Source organism: Streptomyces olivaceoviridis, assembly GCF_014650115.1.
Lineage (GTDB): Bacteria > Actinomycetota > Actinomycetes > Streptomycetales > Streptomycetaceae > Streptomyces > Streptomyces olivaceoviridis.
The window spans coordinates 410280-425356 of record NZ_BMUI01000003.1; the positions used below are offsets into that span (position 1 = coordinate 410280).

Annotated in this window: 10 protein-coding genes; 4 read left to right on the forward strand and 6 right to left on the reverse strand. The window is 74.9% G+C overall.

Going from position 1 to position 15077, the window contains the following annotated elements:
• Positions 1–86 precede the first annotated feature (86 nt).
• Positions 87–1076: a hypothetical protein gene (locus IE273_RS08345; protein ID WP_189814488.1), complete on the reverse strand. Its 990-nt coding sequence runs from the start codon at positions 1074–1076 to the stop codon at positions 87–89.
• Between the two features lie 97 nt (positions 1077–1173).
• Between IE273_RS08345 and IE273_RS08350 the strand changes: the two genes are divergently transcribed.
• Positions 1174–3732, forward strand: coding sequence for a helicase C-terminal domain-containing protein (locus IE273_RS08350; RefSeq protein WP_189814489.1), 2559 nt, complete (start codon positions 1174–1176; stop codon positions 3730–3732).
• Positions 3733–3765: 33 nt separating this feature from the next.
• Here IE273_RS08350 and IE273_RS08355 read toward each other — a convergent pair whose 3' ends face one another.
• Entirely contained in the window at positions 3766–4305 is a 540-nt protein-coding gene (locus tag IE273_RS08355; RefSeq protein ID WP_189814490.1) for a hypothetical protein, read from the reverse strand.
• Between the two features lie 176 nt (positions 4306–4481).
• On the opposite strand from IE273_RS08355, the gene IE273_RS08360 reads away from it, so the two are divergent.
• Positions 4482–6125, forward strand: a complete 1644-nt coding sequence (locus IE273_RS08360) for a DNA repair helicase XPB (protein ID WP_041665952.1) — start codon at positions 4482–4484, stop codon at positions 6123–6125.
• Between the two features lie 4 nt (positions 6126–6129).
• Here the strand turns inward: IE273_RS08360 and lgoX are convergent, their stop codons facing one another.
• Positions 6130–8148 (reverse strand): L-glutamate oxidase LgoX, encoded by a 2019-nt coding sequence (lgoX, locus tag IE273_RS08365; protein WP_189814491.1) that lies wholly within the window; start codon positions 8146–8148, stop codon positions 6130–6132.
• Positions 8149–8379: 231 nt separating this feature from the next.
• Here lgoX and IE273_RS08370 point away from each other — a divergent pair, with 231 nt between their 5' ends.
• The gene (locus IE273_RS08370; RefSeq protein ID WP_189814492.1) at positions 8380–10425 is read left to right on the forward strand and encodes a CASTOR/POLLUX-related putative ion channel; all 2046 of its coding nucleotides are present in this window, start codon (positions 8380–8382) and stop codon (positions 10423–10425) included.
• Positions 10426–10448: 23 nt separating this feature from the next.
• Here the strand turns inward: IE273_RS08370 and IE273_RS08375 are convergent, their stop codons facing one another.
• Together IE273_RS08375 and IE273_RS08380 are read right to left on the reverse strand one after the other, a co-directional pair.
• Complete coding sequence (locus IE273_RS08375) at positions 10449–11582, reverse strand: glycosyltransferase 87 family protein (RefSeq protein WP_189814640.1); 1134 nt, start codon at positions 11580–11582, stop codon at positions 10449–10451.
• 33 nt (positions 11583–11615) lie between these two features.
• Positions 11616–11798, reverse strand: a complete 183-nt coding sequence (locus IE273_RS08380; protein WP_189814493.1) for a hypothetical protein — start codon at positions 11796–11798, stop codon at positions 11616–11618.
• 317 nt (positions 11799–12115) lie between these two features.
• On the opposite strand from IE273_RS08380, the gene IE273_RS08385 reads away from it, so the two are divergent.
• Positions 12116–14170, forward strand: coding sequence for a HelD family protein (locus IE273_RS08385; protein ID WP_189814494.1), 2055 nt, complete (start codon positions 12116–12118; stop codon positions 14168–14170).
• A 178-nt stretch (positions 14171–14348) separates the two neighbouring features.
• On the opposite strand, the gene IE273_RS08390 is transcribed toward IE273_RS08385, so the two are convergent.
• Positions 14349–15050: a copper homeostasis protein CutC gene (locus IE273_RS08390; protein ID WP_189814495.1), complete on the reverse strand. Its 702-nt coding sequence runs from the start codon at positions 15048–15050 to the stop codon at positions 14349–14351.
• Positions 15051–15077: the final 27 nt, after the last annotated feature.

Below are 15077 nucleotides of genomic sequence, written 5' to 3' on the forward strand. Positions count from 1 at the left end.
TCGGGTGCGGGTGCGTGGGGGCTGGTCGCGCAGTTCCCCGCGCCCCTTGGGTGGGTCGGCCGCCGCTTGCCGAGGAGCGCGGGGAACTACCTCTTCCGCTGGGAGCGCCAGAGGAGGAACAGGGCCGAGGCGAGCGCCGCTCCTCTGACCACCCACGGCCAGGTGGCGCTCATGGCGTCGTTCATGTGGCCCGCGGCGATCGGATCGCCCCAGCGGCCCTCGTTGCGGCCCCACAGCCACACCAGCCCGGCCGCGACCGCCGTGCCCGGCAGGACCATCACCGCCCACTTGGTCTCCGCGGGCGTCAGCCGCCGGGAGCCGTAGGCGATGGCCCAGCCGAGGAGCAGCGCGAACCAGTTGCCGAGCACGGCACCGGCGACGAGCGCGGCGGCGGCCAGCAGCAGGAGGGGGTTGGACCAGCCGGCGGAGGGGACGGGGAGGGGGAGGCGGCGGCGCTTGGCGGGCGCTGCTTCCGGTGCGGCCTCGGCGGGCTCCGCCACCGGCTCGGCCTTCTCGGCGGGGGCCTCCTGCGGGGGCCGTTTGAGCAGTTCCGGGATCTCCACGCCGCCGACGAACCCCGGCACCGGGTCGGTGTCCCCGAGGGGGCCCGCGGTGCCGACGCGCCACCAGTCGGGCGGCGCCGTGGCGTCCCCGAGTTCGTGCGCGGGCGCGAGGTGCGGCGGGGCCGGCGTGTCGCGCGCGGCGGGCGGCTCGGGCTCGGCGGGGCGCGGGCGCGGCACGACCCGGCGCAAGCCCTTCGGCCGCTCCCGCCCGGCCGGCTCCGGCGCCCGCTCCCGGGGGGAGGGCTGCGCCGGTACGGCGGTGGGCGGGGCCTGCGGGAGGCCGCCGGTGCCGTCCGCCGCCGCGACCACCTCGTCCGGGGTGCCCAGGCGGTCCAGGATGCGGCGGACCGCGGCGGGCGAGTCCACCGTCGCCTGCGCCCGGTGCCGGTCGATCTCGTTCCGCAGCTCCGACACGAGCCGCATCCGCGTCGCCGACGGCAGCTGGCGCTGCTGGGCGATGTCTCCGACGCGGCTCAGATACTCGTAGACGACCTGGTCGCTCTCGATCCCCACGCGACCCCTCCGGGGTGACGCCGACTGATACTCCGTGAGGACCGTACCGCTTCTCGCCGATGCCCTCGGCATATGGAAGTCCGCTACCGTTGGCCGGATGAGCCCCGAGGCCCACTCAGCCCCTCGGTCCCTCGCGGAGGCGCTCCGCGCGCGGGACGACGCCTCCCTGGCCGCGCTGCTGCGCAGCCGCCCGGACCTCATCACCCCCGTCCCCACCGACCTCACCCAGCTCGCCACCCGCGCCGGCACCCGGGCCTCGGTGCTGCGCGCCCTGGAGCGGCTGGACCGGTTCGCGTTGCAGACGGCGGAGGCGCTGGCCGTGGCCCCGGACCCGGCGTCGTACGACACGCTGCTCGGTCTGATGGCCGGGGACGCCGGCGACGAGACGGTCGCCCGCGCGCTGCCCCAGGCCGTCGCCACCCTGCGCGAGCAGGCGCTGGTGTGGGGCGACGACGACCGGCTGCGGCTGGTGCGGACCGCCCGCGAGCTGCTCGCGCCGTCCCCGCAGCACCCGTCCCCGACCGGGCTGGGGCCGACCGTGCAGGAGGCCACCTCGGGCATGTCGCCGGGGCGGATCCAGGAGATCGTGACGACGGCCGGGCTGCCGTCCACCCATGACTCGGTGTCCGCCGTGGCCGCGCTGACCGGGCTGTTCACCCACCGCAAGAAAATGGCGAAGCTGCTGGCCGGGGCGCCCGAGGCGGCCCGCGAGGTGCTGTCCCGGCTGGTGTGGGGGCCGCCCTACGGGCAGGTCACCGCCGATCCGGCGGCGCACCTGCGCTGGCTGCTGGACCGCGGTCTGCTGCTGCCGACGGCGCCCGGCACGGTCGTGCTGCCCCGCGAGGTCGCCCTGCACCTGCGCGAGGGCCGCGCCCACCGTGCGCCCGAGCCGCTGCCGCCCGCCGTGGCGCCGGCCGCGACCCACAGCCCGCAGGTGGTGGACGCGACGGCGGCCGGGCAGGCGTACACCGCGCTGGCCACCGTGGAGGAGCTGCTGAAGGACTGGGACGAGGGCGGGCCCGCGGTGCTGCGGGCGGGCGGGCTGAGCGTCCGTGACCTGAAGCGGACGGCCGTGGCGCTGGACGTGTCGGAGCCGGTCGCCGCCTTCTGGGCCGAGCTGGCCTACGCGGCCGGCCTGATCGCCTCCGACGGCGAGGCCGACGAGCGGTACGCGGCCACCCCGGCCTACGACGAGTGGCTGGAGCTGCCCCCGGCCGAGCGCTGGGCCCGGCTCGCCCGCGCGTGGCTGGCGGCCACCCGTACGCCGGGGCTGGTCGGCGGGCGGGACGCGAAGGACCGGACGCTGTCGGCGCTCGGTCCGGGCCTCGACCGCTCCGCCGCGCCCGAGGTACGGCACCGGGTGCTGTCCCTGCTGGCCGCGCTGCCGCAGGGCGCGGCGCCGGACACGGAGTCGGTGCTGGCCCGGCTGCGCTGGGAGCGGCCCCTGCGGGGTGCCCAGCGCGACGGTGCCCGTGACGACGACCTGCGGTCCCGGCTCGCCCGCTGGACCCTGTCGGAGGCGGAATCGCTGGGGGTGACGGGCCGGGGCGCGCTGTCGTCCCAGGGGCGCGCGCTGCTGGGGGCACCCGCCGCGACCGGCGCCCCTGCCACCCCGGGCGCCGACTCCGCCGAACCCACCGGGCCCGGTGACAAGCTTCCGGTGCATCACCACCGGGCCCCCGAGCGGCTCGTGCCCCTCTCCCCCGCCGAGCAGGGGGTCGCCGCCGCCGCCGCTGCCCGGCTGCTCGCGCCGCTGCTGCCCGAGCCACTGGACCACGTGCTGCTCCAGGCCGACCTGACGGCGGTGGCGCCCGGTCCGCTGCGGCGCCCGCTCGCGGACATGCTGGGGGTGCTCGCGGACGTGGAGTCCAAGGGCGGCGCGACCGTGTACCGGTTCACACCGGCGTCCGTCCGCCGTGCCCTGGACGCCGGGCGGACCGCGGCCGACCTGCACGCCTTCCTCGCCGAACACTCCCGCACCCCGGTCCCCCAGCCGCTCGCCTACCTGATCGACGACGTGGCCCGCAGACACGGCCACCTGCGGGTCGGCGCGGCCTCGGCGTACGTCCGCTGCGACGACGACGCCCTGCTGAACGAGATCCTCGCCGACAAGCGCGCCGCCGCCCTGCGCCTGCGCCGCCTCGCGCCGACCGTGCTGGCCGCCCCGTCCGACCCGGCGACCCTGCTGGAGGGGCTGCGCGCGATGGGGTACGCGCCCGCCGCCGAGTCCGCCGAGGGCGATGTCCTGATCACCCGGGCGCACGCCCACCGCACTGCGCCGCGCACCGCGCCCGAGCCGGTGCCGGACGGGCCGCCGCCGCCCGACGCCACGCTGCTCACGGCGGCGATCCGCGCGATCCGGGCCGGTGACCTGGCCGCCACCACCCCGCGCAAGCCCGTCGGCGAGCCCCTCGCGGGCGGCGAGCTGCCCCGCACCTCCGCCGCCGAGACCCTGGCCACCATGCAGGCGGCCGTCCTGACCGGCGACTCGGTGTGGATCGGCTACGTCAACGCCGAGGGCGCCGCCAGCCAGCGGGTCATCGCCCCCATCCGGGTCGAGGGCGGCTTCGTGACGGCGTACGACCACACGGCGGACGAGGTGCGGACGTTCCCGCTGCACCGGATCACCGGGGTCGCGGAGCTGGCGGACGACTGAGACCGGCCGGGTGACCGGATCTAGCAGTCCCCGCTAGCAGTCCCCGACCGGCGCGTCCGCGGGCAGACCGAAGTGGGCGCGGGCGGCGCGCTCCAGGGTGTCGGACGGGATCGTGCCGTCCAGGGCGGCCCGGGAGAGGGAACCGAAGTGGGCCTCGGTCCAGTCCTCGTTCCCGGCGCCGTCCGGCGGTGCCTCGCGCGAGAGCACCCGGTACCCGCCGTGCGGGTCCCGCTCCAGCCGCACCACCTGCGGACCCTTCCCGCCACCGCACTCCACCAGACCGCCGTCGCGCACCCCGTACTCCAGGCACAGCGTGTCGACGCCCGCGCGCACCTCGCCGCCGCGCTCCGCCACGTCGAGCGCCTCGGCCCGGCAGAACCAGCGGGTGTGCAGCCCTGGTACGTCCTCGCCGTAGCCGGTGCCCCGGCTCTCCGCCGCGAGCCGGGCCTCGACGACCGGCCGTATCTCGTCCCACAGCCCCGTGTCGACGGTTCCCGGCCGCATCGCCCAGGTGCCGGTGGCCACCAGGACCACCACGGCTCCGGTGCCGACGGCCCACCTTTGTGCCGACATCCCTGAACTCCTCACCCGGCCGCGCGCCCGCGCCGCCTTGTCGTGGGTCAGGACTCGCGGCGGGGCGCGGGGGTTGTGCCCGGCGTCCGGTGCCGCCGCCGATCTTGCGGCCATGGAGCCCTCCGGCCGGATGAGGCACACTGGACGTTTGGCCGTCATGGAAGGGTGTGCCGCGCGTGAATGGTCCGCTGATCGTCCAGTCCGACAAGACCCTGCTCCTGGAAGTCGACCACGAGCGGGCCGACGACTGCCGACGGGCCATCGCGCCCTTCGCCGAGCTGGAGCGGGCACCCGAGCACATCCACACCTACCGGGTCACCCCGCTCGGCCTGTGGAACGCGCGCGCCGCCGGGCACGACGCCGAGCAGGTCGTGGACGCCCTGGTGCAGTACAGCCGCTACCCCGTGCCGCACGCGCTGCTCGTGGACATCGCCGAGACGATGGACCGCTACGGCCGCCTCACCCTGACCAAACACCCCGCGCACGGGCTCGTCCTGACCACCACCGACCGGCCGGTGCTGGAGGAGGTGCTGAAGTCCAAGCGGATCGCCCCGCTGGTCGGCGCCCGGCTCGACCCGGACACCGTGGCCGTGCACCCCTCCGAGCGCGGGCAGATCAAGCAGACGCTGCTGAAGCTGGGCTGGCCGGCCGAGGACCTCGCCGGGTACGTGGACGGTGAGGCGCACCCGATCGAGCTGCTGGAGGACGGCTGGACGCTGCGCCCGTACCAGAAGCAGGCCGTGGAGAACTTCTGGCACGGCGGCAGCGGGGTCGTCGTGCTGCCCTGCGGTGCCGGGAAGACGCTGGTCGGGGCCGGGTCCATGGCCCAGGCGAAGTCGACCACGCTGATCCTCGTCACCAACACCGTCTCCGCCCGGCAGTGGAAGCACGAGCTGGTGAAGCGGACCTCGCTGACCGAGGACGAGATCGGCGAGTACAGCGGGACGAGAAAGGAGATCCGGCCCGTCACCATCGCGACCTACCAGGTGCTGACGACCAAGCGGAAGGGCGTCTACCCGCACCTGGAGCTGTTCGACTCCCGGGACTGGGGCCTGATCGTCTACGACGAGGTGCACCTGCTGCCCGCGCCCGTCTTCAAGTTCACCGCCGATCTCCAGGCGCGGCGGCGGCTCGGGCTCACGGCCACCCTCGTGCGCGAGGACGGCCGCGAGTCGGACGTGTTCTCCCTCATCGGGCCCAAGCGGTTCGACGCGCCCTGGAAGGAGATCGAGGCGCAGGGCTACATCGCGCCCGCCGACTGCGTCGAGGTCCGGGTCAACCTGACCGACTCCGAGCGGCTGGCGTACGCGACGGCCGAGACGGAGGAGAAGTACCGGTTCTGCGCCACGACGGAGACCAAGCGGAAGGTCACCGAGGCGATCGTCCGCCGGTTCGCCGGGCAGCAGATCCTCGTCATCGGGCAGTACATCGACCAGCTCGACGAGCTGGGCGAGCACCTGAACGCCCCGGTGATCAAGGGCGAGACCTCCAACGCGCAGCGCGAGAAGCTCTTCGACGCGTTCCGCGAGGGTGAGATCAGCGTGCTGGTGGTGTCGAAGGTCGCCAACTTCTCCATCGACCTGCCCGAGGCCACGGTCGCCATCCAGGTGTCCGGCACCTTCGGCTCCCGGCAGGAGGAGGCCCAGCGGCTCGGCCGGGTGCTGCGCCCCAAGGCCGACGGCCACCAGGCCCACTTCTACTCGGTCGTCGCCCGCGACACCATCGACCAGGACTTCGCCGCCCACCGGCAGCGCTTCCTGGCCGAGCAGGGGTACGCCTACCGGATCGTGGACGCGGACGAGATCCTGGCCGAGAGCTGATCCGTCAGGCCCGGTGGACCTCCAGGGCGGCGCGCACGGCGGATTCCAGCGCGCCCTCGATCCACGCCGGTTTGACGGAGGTGTGGTCGCCCGCGAAGTGCAGGGGGCCCTCGGGCTTCGGAATGGACGGGAGCAGTTCCGTGTGCTGGCCGGGCAGGAGCACGGACGCCTCGCCGTAGGCGTAGGGGTCGCGCAGCCAGCTCTGGGTGCGGCCCGCGCCGGTGTAGAAGACCTCGATCCGCTGGCCGTAGACCTCCTGGAGGCCGCACAGGGCGTGCGGGTAGCGGGCGTCTTCGTCGAGGGAGTCCCAGCGCAGGGCGTCGTCCGCCCAGCTGTAGGAAGCCAGGACCACCCCGCCCGCGCTGCCGGGGACCGGGTGCGACGGGTGGTACATGAAGCGGTTGGCGTTGTCCGACACCGAGCCGCCGCCGATGACGTGGGCCGCCTCCGGCTGGTCGCGGGCGACGGCGCGGTTGGCGGCGTAGTGCACGCGCTGGCCGGGGGTGATGTGTCCGCGCGGGACGGAGGGGTGCGCGCCGAGCAGGCGGCCGTCGCCGGGCGTCCGTCCGGTGCGGTAGGCGTCGTACAGGCCGGGGTCGACGCGGCCCAGCTCCCGCTTCCAGTCGGCCTCGTCGAACTCCCACCAGCGGCGGCTGAACTCCAGCAGCACCTTGGTCGCGCAGTCGTAGTGCAGTTCGGTGATCGCGCGGCGCTTGGTGTACGACATCAGCGGGCTGATCTGCACGTGCCGCAGGCCGGAGAAGGGCACGGTCACCACGGCCGCGTCCGCGGTGAACTGCTCCCGCACGACCGGGCCCCCGCGCCCCTCGGAGACGGTGTCCACCCACACGTGGGGTCCCCTGGCGTGGACGTGCGCCGTGTCGCCGCCGGCGCGGCCGGGGTCGTAGTACTCGATCCGGGTGACCCGCCGGTCGAACCGCACGGTGTCGCGGACCTTGGCCAGCAGGGCGTCCGGCAGGACGGCCGTGCCGCCCTCCAGCTCCCAGAACGCCGTGTCCGGGCTGATCAGGGAGGAGCCGATGAAGCTGTGGACGAAGGACAGGGGCAGCCGTGAGGTGAGGTTCTCGACGGTGCCGACGAGGTCGACCGTCCGCTCGTCCAGGCCCGCGTGCTCGGTCAGGAAGCGGAACATCGACCAGTCGCCGAAGCGCTGGATCACCCTGGCCCAGCCCCGCACCCGTTCGGGCAGCGGCTTGTCGACGCGCTTGCCGTCCGGACCGACCGTGCTGAACTCGTCGCGCACCGGGTCGAGGACCGAGCGCAGGATGGCGGCGGCCGGTGTGTCCCAGTGGGCGCGCGGGACGCCGAAGGAGCGGTTGACGCGCCGGGGTGCGCGGGCGTAGTCGGCGCGCCGCACCCGGATTCCGTTGACGTGGATCCAGGTGTGGGCGGCGGGGCGTCCGTCCGCGTCGACGTCGACGTAGTAGAACGGCCGCTTCTTCAGGCCCAGTTGGCCGATGAGATCCATCACCAGCGGGTGGCTGCCGGGCAGCCGCATCGCGCCGGCCTCGGCGTACTGGCGGGGGTCGGCGAAGGGCTGCGCCGCCTTCTCGTGGCCGCCGCGGCGGAAGGTCTTGATGCGTCCGCCCGCCCGGTTGCCGTTGGCCTCCAGGACGGTCACGCGGTGTCCTGCCCGCTTCAGCAGCCAGGCCGTGACGAGGCCGGCCGGGCCGGCTCCGATGACGAGGACGTTCTTGGGCCCGCCCGCCCGCCGTCGCGGGAGACCGTCCTTGAGCACCCGCTGGTAGCCGGGGACGAGGGGCCGGTCGCCGGAGTCCACGACGAGCAGGGCCCGTGCGGCGGCGAGGCAGCGGTCGAAGTCCGGGCCACGCGCGCTGGAGGGAGCCGCCGGGGCGGGGGCCCGAGGGAGCGCCGGGGCGGGCAGGGCCGCCGCGCTGCCCGCGCCGAGGAGGGTGGCCGCGGTCGTCGTGCCGGCGGCGGTCGTGAGCGTACGCCTGGTCAGGCCGCCGTTGCCGGCGTCCACCTGGTGATCTTCGGTCATGGCGAACTTCTACTGGTCCGCCGGGCCGGTGCGCCCCGGGTCGCGGCGAATTGCCACGGACGAGGGAAAGCCACCGTTCAAACCGGTGGGACGGGGGTGCGCGGAGGCACGCCGGGGTGGTCCGGCCGCACCCGATTACGGCGAAGGGATGAATCGCGTGCCGTGCCGCGCGTCGCCGGCGCCGGCTCAGGACACTGCCCCCTACAGGCCGGTGTGCGGAGGGGGAACAAGGTGGAACAGCGGCGTCCCGGGGTGGGCCCCCGAGCGCGGTACTGGTTCGACACGACCCTGGCGCGCGGGACCTCGGCCCTGGTCGGCTGGCTGGTGGTGGTCTGCCTGGCCCTCGTCGTCCCCGCGAGCGCCATGCTGGTGTGGACGGCTCCGCACGCCCCCGCCGGCCTTTCCGGGAAACTGGCGCAGGTCTGGCGCCTGACCGGGGAGACGCTGCGGCTGGGCGGCACCACCGGCACCCCGTTGCGGGTGCTGCTGTCGGTGCTGCTGGCCCTCGTCGCCCTGGTGTACGTCTCGACCCTCGTCGGGCTCATCACGACCGGGCTGACCGAGCGGCTCATCGCCCTGCGGCGCGGGCGCTCCACGCTGGTGGAGCACGGCCATGTGGTGGTCCTGGGCTGGTCCGAGCAGGTGTTCACGGTGGTGGGCGAACTGGTCGCGGCGGGCGCCAACCAGCGGGGTTCGGCCGTGGCCGTCCTCGCCGACCGGGACAAGACGGCCATGGAGGAGGCCCTGTACAGCAAGGTGGGTCCCACCGGCCGGACCCGGCTGGTCTGCCGCAGCGGTCCGTCGGCCGATCCGGCCGTGCTGGCGCTGACCAGCCCGGTCACGGCCGACTCGGTGATCGTGCTGCCCCCCGACGACTCGCGCGGCGACGCGGACGTGGTCAAGACCCTGCTGGCCCTGCGGGCGACGGCGTCCGGGGACGACGCCACCGCGCCCGTCGTGGCCGCGGTCCGGGACAGCGGCTACCTGCTGGCGGCCCGGCTGGCCGCGGGCGAGCACGGCATCGTCGTGGAGAGCGACACGGTCACCGCCCGGCTCATCGCCCAGGCCGCGCGCCGCCCGGGGCTGTCCCTCGTCCACCGCGAGCTCCTCGACTTCGCCGGGGACGAGTTCTATCCGGTCTCGCACCCGTCGCTGGTCGGCCGGGACTTCGGTGACGTGCTGCTCCGCTACGGCAACGCGTGCGCGGTCGGGCTGATCCGCGACGGTGTGCCGTGGCTGAACCCGCCGGCCGGGACGGTGATCGAGCCGGACGACCGGATCCTCGTCATCGCCGCCGACGACGACACCGCCGAACTCGCCGACTGCGCGCGGTTCGTCGAGGAGCGGCTCATGGCGGACCCCCGGCCGCGGGACACACGGCCGGAGCGGGTGCTGGTGCTGGGCTGGAACCGCCGGGCGCCGCTCATCCTCCGGGAGTGGGGCCGCAACGCACCGTCCGGCTCCGTCGCCGACGTGGTGGCGGACGAGGACGGGGCGACCGTGCGGACGGCGTGCGACACCGGCGACGCCGGCTGGAGGTGTGTGCACCGCAGGGGCGACACCACCCGGCCGGAGACGCTGTACGACCTGGACATCGCCTCCTACGACAGCGTCATCGTGCTCGGCCGGGATCCACGGCCCGGCGAGTCGCCGGAGGACCCGGACAACCGCACGCTCGTCACCCTGCTCGTGCTGCGCCACCTCGAACAGCGGATCGGCCGGGAACTGCCGGTGGTCACCGAACTGACCGACGACGGCAACCGGCCCCTCGCACCGCTCGGCCCCGGAGCCGACGTGATCATCAGCGGCAAGCTGGTCGGGCTGCTGATGGCGCAGATCTCCCAGAACCGCCACCTGGCGGCGGTGTTCGACGAGCTGTTCTCGGCCGGCGGTACCCAGGTCCATCTGCGGTCGGCCGCCGACTACGTCCACTCCGGCCAGGAGACGTCCTTCGCCACGGTCGTCGCCGCGGCGCGCGACCGGGGCGAGTGCGCCATCGGGTACCGCGGCCACGCCGACGCCGCCCGCGCCCCCGGCTACGGGCTGCGCGTCAACCCGCCCAAAGCCGAACGCCGGCGCTGGACCACCGGTGACGAGGTCGTCGTCATCGCCGGCACCGGCGCCGGCCGCGCGAGCGCGAGCGGGCGTGTTCCGCGGAGCCGCGACGCACGGGACGAAGGGCGGGACGAACGGGACGAACGGCATGACGGTGCCGGTGACGGCCGCCTGGGAGGAGACTCCCGCGCCGGGGACGGCGCGGACCCGCCGACGGGGTGACGCCGGACCGGTGTCCGGCTTCCTCACCGGGGACTTGAGGCCGGGGCCGGTGCACAGTGGCGGCCGGTCGCACTGTCGTACGAGACCAGCAGCCCCAGCGCCAGGAAGGGGTACGCGCCCGCCAACGGCTGCTGCCACCAGGGCAGTTCCAGGTCGCGGACGCCCTCGTGGGGCACCAGCCACATCGTGCGGGCGGTGAAGACCAGGGCCACCAGTACGGCCGTGCGGGTGCGGCCCTCCGCCAGCAGCACGGCGAGCAGCGGTACGCACCACACCCAGTGGTGGGTCCAGCTGATCGGGCAGACCAGCAGGGCCGTGCACGCGGTCAGCAGGATGCCGTGGCTCTCCCGGCGGGCGCGCGCGGCCAGCCCCAGGCCCAGCACCGCGACCACCGCCGCCGGGAGCGCCCAGGCCAGGCCCGGTGCGGGGTCGCCCAGCGCCCGGGCGACCAGCCCGCGCAGGGACTGGTTGTCCACGATCCACGCCTTGCCCACCCGGCCGGTCTCGTACAGCCGCCGGGTCCAGAAGTCCGCGCTCGCCCCGGGCAGCAGGACGGCACCGAGCGCGACCGTCCCCGCGAAGGCCGTGCCCGCCGTCGCCGCCTCCCGCACCCGGCCGCGCACGAGCAGGTACGCCATGAACACGGCCGGGGTGAGCTTGACACCGGCCGCCATCCCGAGGGCCAGGCCCTTGGCGCGGGCGCCGGCCGGGCGGGTCAGGTCCCACAGGACGAGGCAGGCGAGGGCCAGGTTGATCTGCCCGAACAGGAGCGTCTGGAAGACCGGTTCCAGCCACAGGGCGAGGGCCGTGGCCGTGCAGAGCGGGGCCGGGGGCAGGGGCCGGGAGGCCAGGCGGGCGGAGAGGGCGACCAGGGTGACGAGCAGCAGCGCGTTGCCCGCGAGGAAGAGCGCCTTCAGGACCGGGACCGGGAGCCAGACCGCGGGGACGAACAGGATCGCCGCGAAGGGCGGATAGGTCGCCGGGAGGTGCCACTCGGTGACGGTGAAGCCGTACAGGTCGGTGCCGTGGGCCACGGCCGCGCCCTCGGCCCGGTAGACGAGGAGGTCGGCCATGGGTGCGCCGCGCAGGACGCACAGGGTGACGAAGGCGGCGAGGGAGAGGGCGAGGAGGAGCAGGGCAGGGCAGGAGGGCGTCAACGTCCGTTTCCGCACGGACGCGACCCTATGCCGTCACTTGTGGTGTATGCCCGCTTCCTCGCCGTACTCGCCGAGGATCGCAACGCTGAAGGCCGCCTCCAGGAACACCTTCACGGCGCGCAGGGCGTTGCCCAGCAGGTGGTGGTGGGGGCCGTCGACGGCGGTGGCGCCGGACGGGGGGCGGATGGGTGCGGGTGTGATGCTTGCTGCGCTCATGTCTCCATGGTGGAACTGCGGACCCCTCACCCGCATCGGTCTGCGGGTCCAATCCTGGACGGCCCCGCGTAGATCTCCGGGTGGACGCCGCCCCTGGACCTGAGGCCCCCTGTCCCCTAGGGGACGGGCCCGCGGGAGGGGGGACGCGCCGCCGGCGAACCCCGGCGGCGCGCCGGGCCGGAAATCCATTGGCCCCCGCCCCGACCGCTCACCTAAAATCTCCGCTCTTGCCCGCCTCCCCACGGAGTGCCGTCGCCCGGCCGGAAACCGGGCGGCATCGTCGTAGCCCACGCAGCAGGCCCACCGGAGGCACCCCCTTGTCCACGCCCGCCCACGACCCGCTCGACGACCCCCTCGCCCGAGAACGCTCCCACCTCGCCGCGTCCCGTGCCGCCCTGCGCGCCATGCGCGAGGACGTGGAGGCACTCGACATCAGCGACGTCGCCGCCAACTGGGTCAACGCCGCCGTGCTCTCCCGTCAGATCGACGAGCGCATCAAGGCACTGGCCGACCTCAGCGACACCCCGCTGTTCTTCGGCCGGCTCGACTACCTGCACGCCCCGGGCGCCGAGCAGGCCGAGGGCGCCGGGGGCGAGCGGTTCTACATCGGGCGGCGGCACGTCCACGACGCCGACGGCGACCCGATGGTCATCGACTGGCGCGCACCGGTCTCGCAGCCGTTCTACCGGGCGTCCAAGAAGGACCCCATGGACGTCGGGCTGCGCCGCCGCTTCGGGTACACCGGCGGCGACCTGACCGCCTACGAGGACGAGCACCTCTCCGACCCGGCGGAGACCGCCACCACCAGCAAGCTGCTCCAGCAGGAGATCGAGCGGCCCCGCGTCGGCCCGATGCGGGACATCGTCGCCACGATCCAGCCCGAGCAGGACGAGATCGTCCGCAGCGGGCTCGGCGGCACGGTGTGCGTGCAGGGGGGTCCGGGCACCGGAAAGACCGCCGTCGGCCTGCACCGGGTCGCGTACCTGCTCTACGCCCACCGGGAGCGGCTGGCCCGCACCGGCACGCTGGTCATCGGGCCGAACCGGTCCTTCCTCCACTACATCGAGCAGGTCCTGCCCGCGCTCGGCGAGTTGAGCGTGCGGCAGGCGACCGTGGACGACCTGGTCGCGCAGGTGGAGGTGCGCGGCACGGACGACGCCGCCGCCGCGATCGTCAAGGGCGACGCCCGGATGGCCGAGGTCCTCCGGCGCGCCCTGTACTCCCATGTGACCGTGCCCACCGAGCCGGTGGTGGTGGTGCGCGGCTCGCGGCGCTGGCGGGTACCGGCGTACGAACTGGAGGAGATCGTCCGGGAGTTGCTGGACCGGGACATCCGCTACGGCGCCGCCCGCGAGGCCCTGCCGCAGCGCGTCGCGCACGCGGTGCTGGTGCAGATGGAGCGGGCCGGGGAGGCCCCGGACGACCGGGTGCAGGACGCGGTCGCCCGCAACAGCGCGGTGAAGGCGGCCGTGAAGGCGGTCTGGCCGGCCGTCGACCCGGCCAAGCTGGTGCTGCGGCTGCTCACCGACGCGGAGTTCCTCGCCGAGCACGCGGACGGGCTGCTGGACGAGGACGAGCAGAAGACGATCCTGTGGGCCAGGCCGGTGCGCAGCGTGAAGGCGGCCAAGTGGTCACCGGCGGACGCCGTGCTGATCGACGAGGCGACCGACCTCGTCCAGCGCACGCACTCGCTCGGCCATGTCGTCCTGGACGAGGCGCAGGACCTCTCCCCCATGCAGTACCGGGCCGTCGGCCGCCGCTGCACCACCGGCAGCGCGACCGTGCTGGGCGACCTCGCGCAGGGGACGACCCCCTGGGCGACCCGGAGTTGGGCCGAGGCGCTGGCCCACCTCGGCAAGCCGGAGGGCGCCGTCGAGGAGCTGACGGCCGGTTTCCGCGTGCCGACGGACGTCATCGCGTACGCCTCCCGGCTGCTGCCGCACATCGCGCCCGGCCTCACCCCGGTCGCCTCCGTCCGGGAGAACCCCGGGTTCTTCGAGGTCCGTACGGCCACGGAGGCGGCCGACGTCGTCGCCGCGTGCGCGGAGTTGCTGCGCAACGAGGGCTCGACCGGCCTGATCGCCGCCGACGCCCGTGTCCCGGCGCTGGCCGAGGCCCTGACGGCGGCCGGCATCTCGTACCTGGCCCCCGGTGAGGAGACCACCCGCGAGACCCGGCTGACCCTGGTCCCCGCCTCGCTCGCCAAGGGTCTGGAGTACGACTACGTGGTCCTGGACGAGCCGCGGGCCGTGGTGGACGGCGAGCCGGACGAACGCACGGGCCTGCGGCGCCTGTACGTGGCGCTGACCCGGGCGGTGTCGGGCCTGATCGTGACGCACACGGCACCCCTGCCGCCGCAGCTCGCCGAGTAGCGAGCAGGGGGCCGCGGCGCCGCCCCGACCGCCCCCCGCGCGGGACGGGGCGTCGCCGCCGAGCGCCATGGGGCGACCGCGACCGCCGAGACCGGACCCCGCGCGCGCGACAAGCGCGTCATTGCCCAGTCCCGCACGCCACCGGGCGACGACCACCGAGCGCACCCCTACGGGACTACTAGGCGGCGGCGCCGTCGTCCAGGGCCGTGCGCCACTGGGCGACCGCGTCCGCCGAGACCGGGCCCCGCCAGCCGTCGGGGCGGGCCGCGCCGCCGATGTGGAACGCCTCGATCCCGCCCGCGCGGAGCCGCGTGACATGGTCGAGGCGCAGTCCGCCGCCGACCATGATCTGCTGCTCGTACCCGGGCTCGCCGTCGTGTGCCGCTTCGGCGAGCAGCGTGGGCAGGCCGTCGTCCACGCCCGTGGCGGAGCCGGCGGTGAGGTAGGTGTCCAGACCCGGCAGGTCGGCGAGCTGCTTGCGCAGGGCGTCCCGGTCGGCGGCCCGGTCGATCGCCCGGTGGAAGGTCCAGCGGCAGCCGCCGAGCGCGTCGACGACCCGCTCCACCGCGCCCAGGTCGACACCGCCGTCCGTGGCGAGGAACCCGAGCACGAACTGGTCGGCGCCGGCCTGCCGCAGCGCGTCGGCCACGCCGGTCAGCCGGTCCAGGTCACCGGCCGCGAAGCCGTCCGCGAGGCGGAGCATGACGCGCAGGTCGATGTCGACGGCGGCGCGGATCGCGGCGACGGTGGCGGGCGCGGGGGTGAGCCCGTCGGCCGCCATCTCGGTGACCAGCTCCAGCCGGTCCGCGCCTCCGGCCTGGGCGGCGACCGCGTCCTCGACGTCGAGGGCGATCACCTCCAGGACTGCACGCTTGCTCATGGCACCCCATTCATCGGCGCTACAGGT